This is a genomic window from Cyclobacterium lianum (genome assembly GCF_900143075.1).
In the GTDB taxonomy this organism is placed as follows: Bacteria; Bacteroidota; Bacteroidia; order Cytophagales; family Cyclobacteriaceae; genus Cyclobacterium; species Cyclobacterium lianum.
Genome location: NZ_FRCY01000003.1, coordinates 408,388 through 424,753 on the forward strand (window position 1 = coordinate 408,388; position 16,366 = coordinate 424,753).

Genomic DNA, 16,366 nt, shown 5'->3' on the forward strand with positions numbered 1-16,366 from the left:
GTCAAACCTGCTACTTCGGTATGACCGTAAGACAACGGGTCCAGGCCCAGGCTGCAATCTTTCCCATCAATTATAGCGATTGACACCGGACTTACCAATAGGAACACTTTTCTGGCAATTTTAAGTATAACTGCTTACTTTAGGGCTATTAACCTTCAATAAACCCGTGTCCTGAAATGAGCAAAAAAATTGCCATATTTTTACTGTTTTTACTTGCCCCTGCGGTTTCGGCGCTTTCCCAGACAACTTCACCAGGAGCTCCTCTGGTGTTTCCGCAGCAGTTTGTCCATCCGGGAATACTCCAGAACCGGGCGGATCTGGACTTCATGAAAAAGCAGATAAAATCCGGAGAGCGGCAATGGCTTGCAGCCTATGAAATGTTACAACAGGAAGCATCCCTGGATTTTAAACCCGAACCATTTACCCATGTGGTACGTGGCTCTTACGGAAGGCAGGGACAGGGACACCGTGAATTGTCTGCCAGTGCCGTGGAAGCCTACCGACATGCCTTGTTGTACTACATTAGCGAGGACCCGGCCCATGCCGAAAAGGCCATTTCCATCCTCTCTGCCTGGTCGGAAAAGCTTTGGGATTTTGATGACAATGATGCCAAACTTATTGCCGCTTTGACCGGACAGCATTTCCTCAACGCTGCAGAGATCCTTCGCTATACCTATGAGGGCTGGGAAAAAGCTGACATCCTTGCTTTCGAAAAGCTGATGCTAACTGTTTTTTATCCCTACATCCGTGACTTTTTTACTGAAGCAAACGGCAACTGGGATGCTGCCATGATCCATACCATGCTTTGCCTGGGCATATTCACCGACCGTCCGGATATCTTCCAACGGGCCGCCGAACGATTTTACTGGGGTCCTAACAATGGAGGTATATCCAAATACATTTATCCCAATGGACAGATCCAGGAAGCCACCAGGGACTGGCCCCACGTACAGCTCGGACTCGGAGAACTGGCCAAGGCAGCCCAGGTGGCCTGGACCCAGGGCATGGATTTTTACGAGGTGGCAGACAACAGACTTGCGCTGGGCTACGAATATACTTCCCGGTATATGCTGGGCGAAGAGGTCCCTGCCTATGGTTCCATATCTCCCCGGGGAAGGGGCCAATTCAGGGATGTTTACGAATCGGTTTACCAGCATTATACGCAAATAAAAAATGTAGAAATGCCTTATACTGCCGAGGTAGTCAAGCAAACACGTCCCGCCTCTTCCTGGTATTTTCTGGTATCGCAAAGGGCTCCTCTTTCTGCTGCTCAAGCTACTTTAGTTCAGCGGCAGGCGAATGCTCCCAGTCCGCAAACGGGAGCGCTGGCCAATCCCCAATTCACGCCAGGGGCAGGTGATCTGCAAGTCAGCCCCGGAGAATCAATCCAGCAAGCGCTAGAAAAGGCCGCTGGCACAGGGCGCAGGGTGATTTTGGATGAGGGCATTTTCGAATTGACAGAACCGCTGCTGATACCGAGCGGAACCCATCTGGAAGGTAAGGGACTGTCTACCATCCTGATATTGGAAAAAGGTACGGCGGGGCTAACAATGGCCAATAAATCGCCAGACCTGAGGACGGTCACTATTCGTCACATGGTACTGGAAGGGGCCGAATCGGTGGATCAGGGCACAGACCCCAATCAGGGACGGCGACAGCGCGCCAGACAGTCCGCACTGAGAAGGGAAGGCATTGTCTTTGCCGCTGATTCCGCTCACCAAATGCAGGACATTTATCTGGAAAATGTCACCGTCCGCAACTTCACCAAACATGGGGTATCGCTGAGAGGCGCCGCCAACGTGAAGCTCATTCAGTGTGATTTCAGCGACAATGGCTCCAACGTAGTGCCCGGAAAGGGCCTGCACCACAATCTTCATCTCACCCGGGTAAAAAACGTAGTAGTGAGAGACGGACGATTCAGTAATTCTCCCTGGGGGAGCGGCATACACCTTTCCTTTGGCGAAAACGTCCTGTTGGAATCCAATGAAACCGCCCGAAACAAACTGCAGGGTATTCATTTGACAGAAAGCAGCACACTGATACTGAACGATAATCTCCTCGAGGGCAATGACCGCCATGGTTTGTTTATAGACCACTGGATGCAAGGCACGGAAGATTTTGTAGTGAAAAATAATACCAGCAGGAACAATGGAGGGAAGGGTATCTTTATCGCAGAAAACAATTCAGGAGATCTGGGCTATAACCTTTCCATGGACAACAGGGAGGACCGGATATATGGAAAATCTACTTCGGAGTTTCAACAAAAATCCATACCGCTGCTATCTTTATTGACCTTTGATAGCGGATCCTCCTCCCACGTTTCCCGAGATAGCCTTGATAATCAGCTCCTCCTCGCCCGCCGGCTCCTGGAATATTACAGGGCAAGGACTGCAGTAAAGCATCCGGTCGGAATTCAAGGCCCAAAGGCGTCGGAAAACCAGGCAACTGACAAGGACATGCAGGTAGCCGCAGACGCACTGGCACACATCATGGTAGGACAGCCCGCCTATCCTCCATACTTCGTAGGTAACGACATCGACTGGGAAAGTCGGCCGGTAAAGGACGATGAATGGGTATGGCAGTTGAACCGAATGACTTTCTGGGAATCTATGGCCAGAGCATACCGGCGCACAGGAGAGGAACAATACGCCCGGGAATGGGTCCGCCAGATGATGGATTGGGTCGAAAAAAATCCACGAGACCCTGAGCACCATTATGCCTGGCGGTCTATCGAAGCAGGCATCAGGGGCCACAGGTGGACCAATCTTTTTGCCTATTTCCTGCACTCCCCTTCTTTTTCTCCGGAAGCGCTTGTGAGCTTTTTGTCTTCGGTGCACGAGCACGCAGAATTTCTGATGAGTAAATATTCAGAAGGCAGCAATTGGGCCCTGATGGAGGCAGAGGGGCTTGCTTTTATTGCCATGACCTTCCCTGAATTCAAATCCTCAGAAAAATGGCTGGAGGAAGCGGTAAGAAGGTTCAATAAGGAAATTCATAATCAGGTTTATCCGGATGGCCACCAGCGGGAGCTGGCCTTTGGCTATCACATGGGAAGTATCCGCTGGTTTTTGCGCAGCTACGAAATGGCAGCAATAAATGAACGGGAATCGCTGTTTTCTGAAGACTATCTCGAATTGGTAGAGAAAATGTGTGAGGTCCCCATGAAGCTTGCCTTTCCTGACGGCACCACACCCCAGTTTGGCGATGCATGGACAGGAAAACCGGGGCAGTATTCCGATCGCTTAAAGGAATGGGGCAAGTTATTTGACAGGCCGGATTTTCTATACATCGCTACCGGAGGAAGGGAAGGAAAAAAACCGGAGGAAACGACTTTCGCTTTTAAAGAAAGCGGTCTCTACTCCATGAGAAGTAGCTGGGATGAAGACGCGATCTGTCTGGTGATCAAGTGTGGTCCGGATGGCGGCGGACACAGTCAGCCCGACAATGGCACTTTTGAGCTCTATGCCGGAGGCCGAAACCTTACGCCCGATTCCGGGAGTTTTATATACAGTGGGGATCCTGAAAACCGCGCCTGGTTCAGGCAGACAAAAGTACATCAGACCTTGACCCTGGACGGGGAGAATGCAGCCTACGCGCCTGAGCTACTGCTTTGGCAGCCTGGTGAAAAACATGACATACTGGTGGTGGAAAACCAAAGCTATCCGGAGCTGAAGCATAGAAGAACAGTCATATTCGTGAATAAGGAATTTTTTATACTTATCGATGAGGCACTCGGGAATGCCCGGGGCGAGCTGGATCTCAATTTTCAGTTGGCGCCGGGGGAGGCAGCATTTGATTCCTCCTCGCTTTCTGTAAATACTGCTTTTGATCAGGGATATAACCTGGTCATACAAACGCAGGCCCAATCTGGAATCAGCCTGAAGGAATCGGAAGGGCAGGTTTCTTTTGTCTACACCATAAAGGAACCCCGTCCCGCATTTTCCTACCGGATAGACAACGGGAAAGGAAACCGCAACAAGAGGTTCATTACCACCCTGCTTCCCTACCTGGGAAAACCTGAGCCCATTGAGGTACAGGTGATGCAGGGAAAGCGCCCAGGCTCCGAAAGCATGCGCCTGCGTGTGAGCTACCAGGGTAACAGTGAGCTTATCGAATACAAATTCTGATCACCCTACAATGGAAAAATTAATCGAAATGAAAATTTTCATTACATCTCAACTCGCATTGCTAATCCTTTCTTTTTGGATCCACTGTTTGCCTGTGGGCGCCCAGAACAACAGTTTGCCGGAGCTTCCTTTCCACCTTACTGCAGCGCCCTGGCATGAATCAGAGCTGGAGAAAACTGCATTTTTGGATGCCATCGCCTCCACCTGCCGTGTAGTAGCCCGGCATCAGGACAGTTCGGGAGCCATTATCGACCCCTATCTGGATCGGGAGCATCAGTATGCCACCCCTTACTTTGCCTTTGCTGTTGGGGTGTTGTTGGAAGCCGGAAAAGGCGAAGGGCTGCAGGAAGCGGGCATTCTGGCCATGGAGCACAGTACTGCTGATTTTGCGGCCGGAAGCAAGTCTATCCCTGATGAACATGGCGAGTTTTTTATCAGCCCCCTCAGCCATGCGCTTGAATTATACCGTCCGCATATCAGCCCCGAAACCTACGAGAGCTGGGAACGGAGAATGCAAACACCTTTGGAACGGGTCATGCAAAACTTTGACGGAAGGATCAACAACTGGAGGACCTATGCCATGAAAGGCGAATGGTCCCGCGCCAAACTGGGCCTGGTAGACCGGGATCAGGCCGTGGAATTTATCGAAACCGCCTGGCACGAACTTTCTCAACGGGTGCGGATCGTAAATGACAAGTGGAACCTGTATCAGGACTGGAGCAGCGATCCACAATCGCTTGCAGTGGAAGCAGTGGGAAGAGGTAATCTGATAGGTCTGGTAATGGAAGGCTATGATGGCCCCTCTGCCGGCGAAATGAAGGCCGCCATCAGGCGTGGAACCCAAACCAGCCTGCTGCTGCAGGCTCCAGATGGACAGGCACCTGCAAATGGCCGCACAGACAATCATATCTTCAACGATGTGCTCTATCAGTTGGCATTTGAAAGCCTGGCCGAGGATGCGCTGGCCCGGGGAGACAGCCTGCTTGCCGGTCAATACCGGCGGGCTGCCAATCTGGCCTTCCGCAGTATACTGCGTTGGCAGAGGGAGGATAAGCCCTGGGAAGGATCTTTCTTCATCACCAAGAATCATTTTGAACCCGGCTTACGGGTGGGTTACCAGCCAGCCAGTCAATGGGGAAATTATACAGGAGCTACGATCCAGCACCTTGCGGAGGCCTGGATGAGCAGACAGTCCACAATTTCCGAACAACCTGCGCCAACGGAAATTGGCGGCTACGCCCTGGAAACAGACGGTAAATTCGGCGCTTTTTTTGCCAATGCGGGAGGCCTTCAGGTCGTTGCTAATCTGCGGGGAGCGAGTATACCCAAATACAACCTCAGTTGGACCCCTTTGGGCGTAATTCGCTTCAGTAAAGCGGGATGGGATGCGAGACTCGGCCCCTCGGATGGAGAACATGACCTGAAAGCTGGTACCCAATATGTCATGCGGACGGGGAGCGGTGATACCCTGGATACCTACAGGAGATTAAGTGGAGTAACATTCGGGCCGGAATGGGTAGAAAGAGACCATTGGGTCAGGATCGCCGACCTAGCAGCCAATTACCAGGCAGTCCCTGAAATTCACTTTGTCCATCCTCTCCTGGTTAAGTTTACTTTGCATTATTCTTATGTCACCGGGCGAGGTGGCCCCTATTTTAAGCAGCATTTCACCATCACTCCCGACCTGGTGGTAAGCCGGCTGAGCAGCCCCCAGTCGTTGCCTTATGGCCTCACGGTGCCCCTTTTGGAAAATGACGGTAGGCCCTTGCAAACGGGCATGAATGAAACGATGGTATATACCGGTTTCCCTCTGGAGGGAGACAGGCAGTACTTTATCAGTCTGAATAAGGATATCCGCATAGATTCTAATGCTGAAGCCATCAGAAGCACTTACGGCTGGCTAAAGCCGCTTCGGTTTGAAAGCAAGGAACCTTCTGTAGACCTGATGGTTTATCCCAAATCTCCCGAAAATCCAGAGGCAGATGAGCTACTTAGCTCTTTTTCCTGGACAGAAGACGGATTTTCCACGCTCCTGGCTACTGTTAAAGAAAAAACCTATATCGGCCAAACATCGGCCGGTGGTGAAGGAAAGGAATTGGACCTGAATGGCGATGGTACAGCAGATGTAAGCTTTGACGCGGTTTGTCAGTTTGTATTGCAGCTAGAAAGCCAGAGGATCATCCGTGCTGAAGCCGACCGGCAGGTGACCATGACCTACCAGGGAAAAGACTATACCCTCATGGCATCGCGGCCGCTGCGACTTCCGGTAGCAACTGAATAAGGCTTTCTACTGAAACATTATGCAGGCGGCGGTATGAGACGGGGCAAAAAAATCACAAGGGGTATTTATCCTGTAACCAAACTATCTGTTTACATTTGGCGTTCAGATTTCACCCATGAGCAAAGAAACAAACCGATTATGAAATACTCCTGTTCTTTTTTGTATTTGACTTTTATATGCGCATTTGTTCTCTTTTCCTGCACCAGCAAGCTGGATGCAGGAAATATAGATCTGGAAGCCTGGAAAAAAGACAGAGATGGTTGCCTGGGCCTCAGACTGCAGCATACTGAAGAATTGCAGAGGATAAAAAACACTTTTCTCGCCAAATACAATCAGGAGATCATCAAAACCTTTGGCAGGCCTGACCGGGTAGAGTTGGTAGACAAAAGCCAGAGTTTCTTCATTTATTTCCTGGAGCCTTCTGACGAATGCGGGCTGAAAATGGAAAAAGAACCCCTGAAGGTTCTCTTTCGGTTAAATGCCATTAGTAAGGTAAGTGAAGTGACCATTACATCTCTCAATCCATAAAACAAAGGGCTGCAGCACCAAGTGTTCCGGCATCATTTTCCAGGCTGGCCCTCTCCAGTTTCAGGTCTGACAGGTAATAAGCGCTTAAATATTGGTGGATGGTTTTTTTCATGGCAGGCATAATATGAGGCAATGCAGCCGATATGCCTCCACCGAAGTAAATTTCGTTGACGTCGAGTATGCGTACGGTAGACACGATCGCCTCGCCCAAAATTTCCCCAACTTCAGCAAAGGTCTTTAGTGCTACTTTATTCCCATTATTCGCAGCAGCTACCAATACATGCATGCCCAGCTCTGCATTAGCCAGTTCTCCGGCATCGCCAGAAAACGATTGCAACATCTTCCTGGCTATATTCAGAATACCGTTGCGACCGATGAGCGGTTCCAGCCGGCTATTTCCCCTCGAGAGCATATGCCCCATTTCCATGGCATTTCCCCGGACGCCTTTAAACACTTCTCCATCGATGATCAGGGCACTTCCTATGCCTGTGCCCAGGGTGATAAAAAGGTAACTGTCGGAATTGTCTCCTGTCCCGAAATGCAACTCCCCTACCGCTGCTGCACTGGCATCGTTTTCCAAATGAAAAATGATATCCGGAAACTTGTCCGTCAGTGCACCTTTAAGGTTAAATCCGTTCAATTCGCCAATAGCCGGTATTTCGAGTGTAGTGGTCCTGTCTTTGCTGACCAGACCAGGGAGGCCTATACCCACATGCTTTACTTCCGGATATTTTTTCAGGTATTTGCCTACAGTTTCAACAAATCCCATATTAAAGCCCTGGGGGTGTTTTCGCAGTGATCCTGTTTCTTCTTTAGCGAATTCGATGATGTCCCCCTTGGTATTCACCAGACCAATTTTTACATGGGTACCTCCTACATCGATTCCTAAAAAATTTTCAGTTTTCTTATCCATTATTATTTTTTCAGTTTAAGGTATCATGCTTTCCACAAAAGGAAGCCTACTTGGTTTTCCAAAGTATTAATTTTGGTAAAAATATATTTTTTTATTCTATTTTCGCCATGATACGCTTTAAAGGGCGGAATAAAACTAAAATCGGGCATCAGGCCAAATAGATACCATCTTCTTTAAGCACAATTTTTTTCTTTTTATACAATTGCCCCACACATTGCTTGAATTGCTTCTTGCTCATACCCAGGGCCTCTCTGATCACTGACGGATCCGATTTATCATTTAGGGGCAAAAATGGGTTTTCGGACAACTTTTTCAGGATGGTCTCTGCCCCCTCTTCAAATTTTTGCCGGCCTACCGGCGCTAGTTGAAGGTCAATTTTACCATCCTCCCGCACTTTCTTGACAAAAGCCTTCACTTTATCCCCTACTGCAAGGGGTTTAAATGTCTCATTGCTGTAAAATAAGCCTTCATAAAAGCCATTAATCAATGCCTTGAAACCAAGGTCTGTCCGGTCAAAGACCAGGGCCTCCACTTCCTGCCCTGCCTGGAAAACACTGGTGTCGTCCAGGATAAAATCCTCATATTTACTCACTGCAAGAAGGCGGTTGGTTTTGTAGTCTATACATACCATCACCAATACCTTATCGCCTCTTTTTACCTTTTGTTTCATCTCTGAAAGGGGAAGCAGCAGGTCTTTTTCCAGGCCCCATTCGAGAAAAGCGCCAATTCCCGTCACTTCTTTTACTTCCAACACCGCAAACTGGTCTACCAAGGCATGCGGCCGATCGGTAACGGCTACAGGGCGATCCTCGCTATCCGTGTAGACAAATACTTGCAGCACATCTCCCTCTTTCTCCTCCCCGCTAAGGTAGCGTTTGGGAATCAGTACCTCAGTACCATCGCTTAGTCCCAGGTAGGCACCATTTTCGGTAAACCGATTAACAGGTAGCTGGCTTATTTTTCCTAATTCTTTCATCATGTATTTCCGTAAAGGCCCCGTTGTCGTTAATTTTCCCGAACAAAGGTAGCGATTTTTGCAGTATCGGGAGGATAATCGGGGTAAACCAATTTATGGTTACTGGCCGACAGCGCAAGGAATGTATTCTTCATCCGCCTGCATATAACTGCACAGTCTATTTTCTGAAAGCAGCTATCGTGTCAGGCTTCATTTTAAAAAATTACGATAAATCTCCTCAACATAGGATAATTATTCAAGTCAAAATTAGAATTAAACATAAATTGGTTTTCTTTGTGATCAGTATTCGAATGGACCTAAGCCAAAATTTTATATGGAGTCAATAATTTACGCCCTCAACGAGATCATCTGGAGCAATGTCCTGATCGTACTGTGCCTGGCGGCAGGAATATATTTTTCCATCATCACCAAATTTCTTCAAATCAGGTATTTCAGGGAAATGGTCAAACTATTGTTTGGAGGAGAATCCTCGGACAAAGGCGTAAGTTCATTTCAGGCATTTGCCATAGCCATATCAGGTAGAGTAGGGACAGGAAATATCGCCGGTGTAGCCACCGCAATTGCTATGGGCGGACCGGGTGCTGTGTTCTGGATGTGGATCATTGCCTTTCTGGGGAGCTCATCTGCATTTATTGAAGCCACATTGGGACAGATGTTTAAAGAAATCAAAGGAGGAGAATACCGGGGTGGACCAGCATTTTACATTGAAAAAGGACTGGGCATCAGGTGGTATGCTATGCTATTTGCGTTTGCTACCATCCTCAGTACCGCATTTTTTCTTCCGGGCGTGCAGAGCAATAGCATCGCCCTGAGCGTAGAGAATGCTTTTCAAATTCCGGTATGGGTGACTGGACTGGTCATCTGTTTTTTCCTGGCACTGATTATCTTTGGCGGTGTGAAAAGGATCGGAAAGGTAGCCCAGATCGTGGTACCTTTTATGGCTGCAGCCTATATCCTTATGGCTGTTGTGATCATGGCCCTAAACATCTCGGAGATACCGGGTGTCATCAAATTGATCGTTAGCTCAGCCTTCAATATGGACGCTACCTTCGGTGGCATATTTGGCATGGCGATATCCTGGGGTATCAAACGGGGCATCTACAGCAATGAAGCAGGCCAGGGTACCGCTCCCCACGCTGCCGCGGCCGCAGAAGTCAGTCATCCGGTGAAGCAAGGCCTGGTGCAGGCATTTTCCGTTTATGTTGACACCCTGTTTATCTGTACCGCAACGGCTTTTATGATTTTATTTACCGGGCAGTACAATGTCGTCAATCCCGAGGGTGGCTTTATTGTAGAAAATTTACCCGGCGTACCATTCGGCCCAGAATTCACCCAATTCGCCATCAGCAAGCATTTTCCCAATTTAGGTCCCGGATTTATTGCCATCGCACTCGCCTTCTTTGCCTTTACCACCATCATGGCCTATTATTACATTGCTGAAACCAACCTGAGCTTTTTGCAAAGAGACAATACGCAGCGCTGGCCACTTTTTCTGCTAAGAACACTCATTTTAGTGGCCACTTTCTACGGTACCATCCGCACAGCGGCTTTGGCCTGGACACTTGGAGATATCGGAGTAGGCATGATGGCCTGGTTAAACATCATCGCCATTTTTCTACTGAGAAAACCTGCCATGGCAGCACTGCGGGATTATATGGAACAGAGGAAAAAAGGACTGGATCCAACTTTCAATTCGGATACCCTGGATGTAGACAACACCGAAGAATGGGATAAAATCGACTAGTGATCGGGATCGCTGCTGTACGTTTTGAAAAAGAATAATTCCCTGAGCTGCCAAAGCATTTAACTTTTGGTAGAATTTTTGAATAGGATGAAATTATTTTCTTACCTTTTTAGGAATAATAATCCAAAACTAACGGAATGCAACAATCCCTTTCTCAACCCACCACAGGCAGTTTAGTATTGCTTCCTGTACTATACATGGTATGGTCCGATACACTGATCACCGATCAGGAATTGATATCGCTGAGAAGTTTTTTAAAAGATATTGATTGGCTCAGTGATTCAGACCGGAAATTCCTCAAGGAAAAACTAGATCCCGGCTCGCCACCCGAGCGCGAGGAGCTCGAATTCTGGTGGCAAGCCATCAGGGGAGCCGTGCAGGAAAGGAAAACCTATGCTGATCTGGTCAGTGTAGGCATAGATTTGCTTCAGCAGAAAGCACCCGAAGAGGCCCACACTTTTCCATTGGAAAAAGTGCAAGCAGATTTGGGGAAATTGGAAAAACAATTGGGAATCGTAGGGAAATCGGCAGCTCTGATTTTTAAATCCGAACACCACAATATCTCTACCGGGTACCAAACGCGCCAGGCGTTTGATACAGCAAAATTAACAGCCCTGTTGGATGGAGACAGAAAACCGCTCATTGATGAGCTGAAAACCTTTATAAGCCAAAAAGAATTTGACTATGTCGATCCGGGGGATCTCGCGACGTACAGGAATCAGGTACTTGATTGGTGTAAAATTCTGGCAGACAGCGGATATGGGTCTATTGGATTTCCTGAAGCCTACGGTGGAAAAGACGATATGGAGGGATATTTTCTGGTGATGGAGACCCTCAGCTACCGGGATCTGAGCATGGTTATTAAATTTGGTGTGCAGTTTGGGCTCTGGGGCATGAGTATACTCTCTCTGGGGACGAAAAAACACCATGATCGCTACCTCCATGCCATCGGCAAACTTGAACTTCCCGGATGTTTTGCCATGACAGAAACCAACCACGGCTCGAATGTCAAGGGTATAGAAACCACCGCCACCTATAACCACGATTCCGGCAGCTTTACCATTCATACCCCTCACCAGCATGCCAGAAAAGAATACATTGGCAATGCAGCACTTCATGGACAGATGGCTACGGTATTTGCCAAGTTGATTATTGATGGCAGGGACTATGGCGTCAGTGCCTTTGTCGTCCCCTTAAGGACCGCTAATGGTCGCTTACTTCCCGGAGTTTCAATAGCCGACTGCGGCCGAAAGATGGGCCTGAATGGAGTAGACAATGGGCTGATCGCTTTCGATCAGGTAGTCATTCCAAAAGAAAACATGCTTGACAGATTTTCTTCCGTAGACGAGCAGGGCAGGTTTCAAAGTCCTATTCCGGGCGACAACAAACGTTTCTTTACCATGCTGGGCACCCTGGTAGGTGGCCGCATCGGCATCCCCAGGTCTGCCAATGCCGCTTCCAAATCCGGACTGACCATTGCCATCCGGTATGGGGACAAAAGGCGTCAATTTGGCCCGGAAGGAGGAAAGGAAATCCCCATTCTCAACTACCGCATGCACCAGCGCAGACTAATTCCTCTGCTGGCCAGAACCTATGCCTGTCATTTTGCACTGGATTATGTGACGGCCAGATTCCTGAACCGTAAGGAAGCGGAAATGCAGGAAATAGAGGCATTGGCGGCCGGCATGAAAGCGTATGTAACCTGGCACAACACTGCCGCCTTACAGGAATGCAGGGAAGCCTGCGGAGGAAAGGGGTATTTGTCGGAAAATCGGATTGATGCCTTAAAAAATGATACTGACATCTACACCACATTTGAGGGAGACAATACCGTCTTGCTCCAATTGGTCGCCAAAAGCCGTTTGAGTGCCTACAAAGAGCAATTCGAAAACATGAACCTGTTCACGATCATCAACTACGTGGCGGCCAGGACAAAAACGTCGATTACCGAAAAAAACCCGCTGATTATCCGGAATACCGATGAACAGCATCTTTTGGATCCTGACTTCCACCTCAGTGCATTTGAATACAGGGAAAACAGCATTCTTGATTCGGCAGCGAAACGATTGAAACGCCTGATCGACGAGGGAATGGATCCCTTCGATGCCGTGAATGTGTCGCAGCACCACCTACTCACAATGGGCGAAGCTTACATCGAAAGAATAGTGCTGGAAAAATTTCAGGAAAAAATAGATCATGAGACCGATCCGGAAATCAAAGAAGTGCTGAAAAAACTGTGTGATCTGTATGCACTTTACCAAATTGAACAACACAAAGGTTGGTACCTGGAGCAGGGCTATATGGAGGGCGTAAAAACCAAGGCCATCCGCAAGATGGTCAACCAACTTTGCTGGGAAATACGGAAAGATGCCGTACCACTGGTAAATGCCTTCAATATACCCGATTCCTGTCTCTCGGCTCCCATAGCCCTTTAGCTGCTTATATGGAGGAAATCATTGTATTTGCCGTTCTCGGCCTCTCCCTCGTTTTCTTTACCTGGGGCAAAATCAGATACGATCTGGTGGCATTGCTCGCCCTTCTCTCCCTGGCAATTCTGGGATTGGTGCCCTTTGAAAAGGCATTTCTCGGTTTTGGACATCCCGCTGTGATCACCGTTGCTGCAGTTCTGATCGTCAGCAAAAGTCTTGAAAAATCCGGCATCGTGAATGTCATCGTACGGGTGATGGATAGGGTGGCCGATAACATGACCCTACAGGTGGCATCCATGTCCGGAATAGTTGCTCTTTTATCGGGATTCATGAATAACGTAGGGGCGCTGGCGATTTTTATGCCGGTGGCCATACAAATCGCAAGAAAAAACAATTATCCTCCCTCCCTGGTGTTGATGCCCATCGCCTTTTCTTCACTGCTGGGAGGACTTACCACACTGATCGGTACTCCCCCAAACATCATAATTGCGGCATTTCGTTCTTCCAGCGGGGTTTCCTCTTTCGACATGTTTGACTTCACCCCTGTAGGCGTAAGCCTGGCTGTCGCCGGAGTGCTTTTCATTTCGTTGGTCGGATGGAGATTGTTACCTGCCAGACGGTCCGAGGCATCCGGAGAAGATTTGTTTCAGATAAAAAATTATATCACAGAAGTAAGGATAAGTTCCGACTCAAACTTAGACGGTAAAAATATCTACCAGCTTACCGAGAATGAAGACATTGAGGTCAAAGTCCTGGGTATCGTGCGCAATAAGGAAAGGATCCATGCCCCGGGGCCATTTCAGCTACTCCAGAAAAATGATATCCTTATACTGGAATCCAGCACTGCAGATCTCAAGGAGCTGATTGACAATTATGACCTGCACATGGTAGGTCACGAAGACTTCGTCGAATCAGTAAACGACAGCACAGACATCACCATTACTGAAGGGATCATTCAAGCCAATTCCCCACTAATAGGCCAGACCGCAGCTAATTTGCACATGCGTTCCCGTTTTGATGTGAACCTGCTCGCCCTGTCCCGCGGCGACCGGACAATAGTAAAAAGAATTGATCATGAAGTTTTTCGGGCTGGAGATGTGTTGATGCTGCAAATGAGAACACAAAACCTGTCCGACACGCTGGATGAAATGAAATGCCTGCCCCTTGCCAGCAGAAGTCTGGACATCGGCAAACCCAAACAAACTTTTCTGGCCATAGGCATATTTGTCGCCGCAATAATTTCTGCAGTCGGCGGTTGGCTGCCCGTAGAAATAGCCTTTACGCTGGCGGCCATCGCAATGGTGATGAGCAGGGTTCTCCCACTGAAGGACTTTTATACCAGCATTGACTGGCCGGTAATTGTTCTTCTGGCCGCTATGATTCCTGTGGGAGAAGCATTTGAAACCAGCGGTGCCGCGAATTCTGTCACTGAGCTGATGTTGGTGTATTCGGACATTTTCCCTGCCTGGTCCATGATCCTGGTCATCATGCTGACGACCATGATGCTCTCCGCGTTGATCAACAACGCGGCCACGGTGGTGTTAATGGCACCCATTGGCCTGCAGATCGCGCAGACAATGGAGCTATCTGCCGATCCTTTTCTGATGAGCATCGCCATTGGTGCATCCGCATCCTTTCTAACGCCGATTGGCCATCAATCCAATACACTGGTAATGGGACCCGGGGGATATCGCTTTTCTGACTATTTGAGGCCCGGGCTGCCATTGACCCTACTGGTGCTTGCTTTAGGCGTGCCGCTGATACTCTGGATTTGGCCGCTTTAGCGGTTAGAAGCGTTTTGTTCTACAGCGGCAGCCAGTCCCTGTGAAAGTGCTGTACAGGCCAAGGAATATGCACCCCTGTTTGGACTCCAAGTCTTATAACTTTCTCATTCTTCATTTCTCTCCGCCGCATATAATTTGAAAACCGGATTGGGGCGATGACTGGACTGCATCAAAGCTTTTAACTCCGCCACCCGCTCCGGCTGTTGATCTGCCAGGTTGTTTTGTTCTCCCGGATCTTCTTCAAGGTGGTACAGTTCGATAGGCGGATCATCATCCCTACTGAGGTTTACCCGTATGGCCTTCCATGGCCCTTTTCTTACGGCTTGTTTGCCACCCTGTTCGACAAACTCCCAGTAGAGAAACTCATGAGCGCCTTGCTCATCGGCTCTACCCAGAAGTGTCGGGGCAAAGGAAATACCATCTGTATTTTCAGGCACGGTCGCACCGGTTATCTCACCGAAAGTGGCATAGACGTCCCAGAAAGCAGAGGGGTGATCCGTTTTGCCCGGGGAGATCTTCCCCGGCCAGTTGGCAATCATCGGCACCCGGATACCTCCCTCGTACAAGTCCCGCTTGTGCCCCCTGTAAGGACCATTGCTGTCGAAGAATTCCGGATCCGCTCCGCCTTCCAGGTGAGGCCCATTGTCCGAAGTAAATACCACCAGCGTATTTTCTCTCAACCCAAGTTCTTCCAGTTTTGCCAGGATCTCTCCTACCTGCCGGTCCAGCAGTTCGACCATGGCCACGAAGGCTGCCCGTGGATTTTCCTGAGACATATAACCTCCAATTTTATAATTGGGTCCTTCGTCCACGCCCTGGTAAGGCGTTTCCTCAAACCTGCCCAGATGCCTGGCCATCTCCTCCCCGGGGGCAATCAGCTCCGCATGCGGAATGATGCTGGGCACATACAGAAAAAAAGGATTTTCCTGATTGTCTTCGATGAATTTCAAGGTCTGCTCCTGAATTAAATCGGGTGCATAAAGGCCAAGATTCGTTCCGGCGTTTTCCTCCAATACCAGCGAATCCTGGTTGTGCCAGAGGTGGTAAGGGTAGTAGTTGTGTCCCATGCGCTGGCAATTGTACCCGAAAAACACATCGACCCCCTGATTGTTGGGATCTCCCTCTGACCCGGGGTAGCCCAGGCCCCATTTTCCAAAAGCCCCGGTGGTATAGCCCGCCGCTTTGAGAGATTCAAAAATGGTAAAAACCGAGTCGGGTAGCGGATACTGACCTTCAGGCTGTATTTCGTAATTGCCCCGGACGGGTGCATGCCCCGTATGCAGGCCTGAGACCAGGGTACTTCTTGAGGGCGCGCAGACCGTAGATCCGGAATAATGTGAAGCGAAAAACATCCCTTCCTCCGCCAGTCTGTCCAGATTGGGAGTTTTTATGTGCTGCTGGCCGGTAAATCCCAAATCCCCGTAGCCCAGATCATCTGCCAGGATGTATACGATATTGGGTTTAGGGGTATCCGAAAGATCATCCTGACGGGATTGGTCGACAGAACCCGAAGAACAGGAAAATAATCCCAAGGCCAGTAGCAGGCCAAAACAAATGGTTTGTTGCATGATTGAATATAATAGG

Annotated in this window: 9 protein-coding genes; 6 read left to right on the forward strand and 3 right to left on the reverse strand. The window is 49.0% G+C overall.

Annotated features, from left to right (window positions below):
• Positions 1 to 176 precede the first annotated feature (176 nt).
• From BUB19_RS06605 to BUB19_RS06615, 3 genes are all read left to right on the forward strand, one after another.
• Positions 177 to 4,127: a heparinase II/III family protein gene (locus BUB19_RS06605; protein WP_073093729.1), complete on the forward strand. Its 3,951-nt coding sequence runs from the start codon at positions 177 to 179 to the stop codon at positions 4,125 to 4,127.
• A gap of 28 nt (positions 4,128 to 4,155) precedes the next feature.
• On the forward strand, positions 4,156 to 6,408 hold the full coding sequence (locus BUB19_RS06610) for a hypothetical protein (RefSeq protein ID WP_143155925.1): 2,253 nt from the start codon (positions 4,156 to 4,158) through the stop codon (positions 6,406 to 6,408).
• A 138-nt stretch (positions 6,409 to 6,546) separates the two neighbouring features.
• A complete protein-coding gene (locus BUB19_RS06615; RefSeq protein WP_073093826.1) occupies positions 6,547 to 6,936 on the forward strand; it encodes a hypothetical protein in 390 nt (129 codons plus the stop codon).
• On the opposite strand, the gene BUB19_RS06620 is transcribed toward BUB19_RS06615, so the two are convergent.
• Both BUB19_RS06620 and BUB19_RS06625 read right to left on the reverse strand, forming a co-directional pair.
• Positions 6,926 to 7,849, reverse strand: coding sequence for an ROK family protein (locus tag BUB19_RS06620; RefSeq protein WP_073093730.1), 924 nt, complete (start codon positions 7,847 to 7,849; stop codon positions 6,926 to 6,928). The two genes, BUB19_RS06615 and BUB19_RS06620, sit on opposite strands and share 11 nt — an antisense overlap.
• 148 nt (positions 7,850 to 7,997) lie before the next feature.
• Positions 7,998 to 8,825 carry a CvfB family protein gene (locus tag BUB19_RS06625; protein ID WP_073093827.1) on the reverse strand — a complete coding sequence of 276 codons (828 nt, stop codon included), beginning with the start codon at positions 8,823 to 8,825 and terminating at the stop codon, positions 7,998 to 8,000.
• A 313-nt stretch (positions 8,826 to 9,138) separates the two neighbouring features.
• Here BUB19_RS06625 and BUB19_RS06635 point away from each other — a divergent pair, with 313 nt between their 5' ends.
• From BUB19_RS06635 to BUB19_RS06645, 3 genes are all read left to right on the forward strand, one after another.
• Entirely contained in the window at positions 9,139 to 10,569 is a 1,431-nt protein-coding gene (locus tag BUB19_RS06635; RefSeq protein WP_073093732.1) for an alanine/glycine:cation symporter family protein, read from the forward strand.
• Positions 10,570 to 10,706: 137 nt separating this feature from the next.
• Complete coding sequence (locus BUB19_RS06640; protein WP_073093733.1) at positions 10,707 to 13,004, forward strand: acyl-CoA dehydrogenase family protein; 2,298 nt, start codon at positions 10,707 to 10,709, stop codon at positions 13,002 to 13,004.
• Positions 13,005 to 13,012: 8 nt separating this feature from the next.
• Complete coding sequence (locus tag BUB19_RS06645; protein WP_073093734.1) at positions 13,013 to 14,782, forward strand: SLC13 family permease; 1,770 nt, start codon at positions 13,013 to 13,015, stop codon at positions 14,780 to 14,782.
• A gap of 104 nt (positions 14,783 to 14,886) precedes the next feature.
• Here the strand turns inward: BUB19_RS06645 and BUB19_RS06650 are convergent, their stop codons facing one another.
• Positions 14,887 to 16,350 carry an arylsulfatase gene (locus tag BUB19_RS06650; protein ID WP_073093735.1) on the reverse strand — a complete coding sequence of 488 codons (1,464 nt, stop codon included), beginning with the start codon at positions 16,348 to 16,350 and terminating at the stop codon, positions 14,887 to 14,889.
• Positions 16,351 to 16,366: the final 16 nt, after the last annotated feature.

Bases quoted from the DNA above. Each gene is read 5' to 3' on its own strand.
- BUB19_RS06605 (WP_073093729.1), top strand. From the start codon at position 177: ATGAGCAAAAAAATTGCCATATTTTTACTGTTTTTACTTGCCCCTGCG.
- BUB19_RS06610 (WP_143155925.1), top strand. From the start codon at position 4,156: ATGAAAATTTTCATTACATCTCAACTCGCATTGCTAATCCTTTCTTTT.
- BUB19_RS06615 (WP_073093826.1), top strand. From the start codon at position 6,547: ATGAAATACTCCTGTTCTTTTTTGTATTTGACTTTTATATGCGCATTT.
- BUB19_RS06620 (WP_073093730.1), bottom strand. From the start codon at position 7,849: ATGGATAAGAAAACTGAAAATTTTTTAGGAATCGATGTAGGAGGTACC.
- BUB19_RS06625 (WP_073093827.1), bottom strand. From the start codon at position 8,825: ATGAAAGAATTAGGAAAAATAAGCCAGCTACCTGTTAATCGGTTTACC.
- BUB19_RS06635 (WP_073093732.1), top strand. From the start codon at position 9,139: ATGGAGTCAATAATTTACGCCCTCAACGAGATCATCTGGAGCAATGTC.
- BUB19_RS06640 (WP_073093733.1), top strand. From the start codon at position 10,707: ATGCAACAATCCCTTTCTCAACCCACCACAGGCAGTTTAGTATTGCTT.
- BUB19_RS06645 (WP_073093734.1), top strand. From the start codon at position 13,013: ATGGAGGAAATCATTGTATTTGCCGTTCTCGGCCTCTCCCTCGTTTTC.
- BUB19_RS06650 (WP_073093735.1), bottom strand. From the start codon at position 16,350: ATGCAACAAACCATTTGTTTTGGCCTGCTACTGGCCTTGGGATTATTT.